A 2,332-nucleotide genomic window follows, 5' to 3' on the forward strand; every position below is an offset into this window, starting at 1 on the left:
CACTCGCATAAACACGGTGTGCTCGCGTTTCTGCGCGTCGATCGCGTTTATGCGGGGGATGCCACGGGCGCGGCCGCCGGCACGGCCATCACCCCCGCGAGGAACCGCTCGAGTCCCTCCGGCTCCGAGAGCGGCAGCACGTGCGCGACGTACTGGTCGGGACGCACCAGCACCACGGCCCCTTCGGCGCCGATGCCGCGCTCGGCGAAGATGTCGCTGCTCGTCCAGGCCGAGGGGGCGGCGGCGAACACCTTCTCGAGGTCGGTGAGACCGAGCGGTCCCGAGCGGGGGCGGAACAACGACGGCACGTCGACGACGTCCTCCCATCGACCGGGATAGATCGCCTTCACGTCGAACACCGCGTCGAGGTCGGCTCCGGCGGGGGTGAACCTCTCCACGATGGCCCGCGCCTCCGCCGCCCAGGCGGGCAGGGCCGAGCCCTCGGCATCCGCGAACGCGTAGATCCGCCAGCGGCCGTCGGCCTTCGCGTGGTGCCCGAGGTGCACGGCGTTGCCGTCGCAGACCCGCACGACCTCGACGCTCTTGAAGCGCTTGCCCACGGGGAATCCGGATGCCAGTGCCTCCGTCGCGTCGGCTGCGACGATCTGAGAGGGGGCATAGTGCGTCATGAAACCCGAGGGGAACTCGGCCGTGGCGAGGTAGTAGGTCGCGAGGTCGTCGGGGTCGGTGATCTCGCTGGGCTTGCGGGCCATGAGCGACGACCATTCGCGATCGAAGTCGATCAGCTGCTGGGCGACCGGGCGGCGCTCCTCGTCGTAGGTACGCAACAGCTCCGCGGGAGCGAGGCCCGTGAGCACGTGGCCGAGCTTCCAACCGAGGTTGAAGCCGTCCTGCATCGAGACGTTCATGCCCTGCCCGGCCTTCGCGCTGTGCGTGTGACACGCGTCACCCGTGAGGAAGACGCGAGGGCTGTCGAGATCGTCGACGAACTGATCGGTCACGCGGTGTCCCACCTCGTAGACGCTGTGCCAGGCGACCTGTTTCACGTCGATCGTGTAGGGATGGAGGATCTCGTTCGCCCGGCGGATGATGTCGTCGATGGGGGTCTGCCGCACGCGACGGTCGTCGTCGGCCGCCACCTCGCCCAGGTCGATGTACATGCGGCTCAGGTATCCGCCCTCGCGCGGGATGTGGAGGATGTTTCCCGCGGCGGCGTTGATCGCGCACTTGATGCGCCAGTCGGGGAAGTCGGTCTCGACGAGCACGTCCATGACGCCCCACGCGTGCTGCGCGGCGGCACCGACGTGCGTGCGCCCGATCGCCTGGCGCACGCCGCTGCGCGCCCCGTCGCAACCGACCACGTAGGTCGCGCGGATGGTCCGCTCCCCCGCGGCATCCCGTACCCGCACCTCGACGTCGTCGTCGTGCACCGTGAGACCGACGAACTCCACGCCGTAGTCGGGCGTGATCCGCGCGGGCCCGTTGGCGGCAGCCTCGGCGAAGTAGTCGAGCACGCGCGCCTGGTTGACGATGAGGTGCGGGAACTCGCTGATCTTGTAGCCGTAGTCCTCGGTGCGGGTCGTGCGGATGATCCGCCGCGGGTCGTCGGGGTCGGGGGCCCAGAAGTTCATCCACCCGATGTTGTACGCCTCGGCGGTGATGCGGTCGGCGAAGCCGAAGGCCTGGAAGGTCTCGACGCTGCGGGGCTGGATGCCGTCCGCCTGCCCGAGCGCGAGTCGTCCGTCGCGCTTCTCGATGAGGCGCGTGGTGAGCTGCGGGAACTGCGACATCTGCGCGGCGAGCAGCATGCCCGCGGGGCCGGAGCCGACGATGAGGACGTCGACGCGGTCGGGCAGGTCGGTCGGGCGGTCGATTCCCGTACCCGCGGCGTTCTGCACGCGCGGATCACCGGAGACGTAGCCGTGGTGGTGGAACTGCATCGTTGCTCCTGACGTCGATGTCGGGCTTGCCCTTCGGGATACTCTGTTCTATATTCGAACACAGCGTTCTTCTATCGAACGAGAGGTTAGCTCGCCCATGCCCGCACGGCAAGATGCGTCGCCCGCATCGCAGACGTTGAGCCGCGGCATCCGGTTGCTCGAAGAGCTCGCCGACGCGCGCGCTCCCCTGTCGATCGACGACCTCGCCGCCCGCGTCGAGCTGCATCGCTCGGTGGCCTACCGCTTGCTCCGCACCCTCGAGGACCACGGGCTCGTGACGAGGGATGCCGCGGGCGCGGTGCGCCTGGGAACGGGTCTCGCCGCTCTTGCCGCGGGCGTCGCCGCCGACCTGCAGGCCGAGGCCCTGCCCGAACTGACCGCGGCCGCGAACGAGCTGGGCATGACGTGCTTCCTCGTCGTGCTCGACCACG

2 protein-coding genes are annotated in these 2,332 nt (G+C 69.3%); one reads left to right on the top strand and one right to left on the bottom strand.

The window, feature by feature from the left end; all coding sequences use genetic code 11:
- Window positions 1-47 precede the first annotated feature (47 nt).
- Entirely contained in the window at window positions 48-1,901 is a 1,854-nt protein-coding gene (locus P2P98_RS02970; protein WP_275797073.1) for an FAD-dependent monooxygenase, read from the bottom strand.
- A gap of 97 nt (window positions 1,902-1,998) precedes the next feature.
- Between P2P98_RS02970 and P2P98_RS02975 the strand changes: the two genes are divergently transcribed.
- On the top strand, window positions 1,999-2,332 hold a 334-nt coding region (locus tag P2P98_RS02975; protein ID WP_275797075.1), incomplete at its 3' end, for a helix-turn-helix domain-containing protein.

The organism is Microbacterium sp. Kw_RZR3, from assembly GCF_029222405.1.
In the GTDB taxonomy this organism is placed as follows: Bacteria; Actinomycetota; Actinomycetes; order Actinomycetales; family Microbacteriaceae; genus Microbacterium.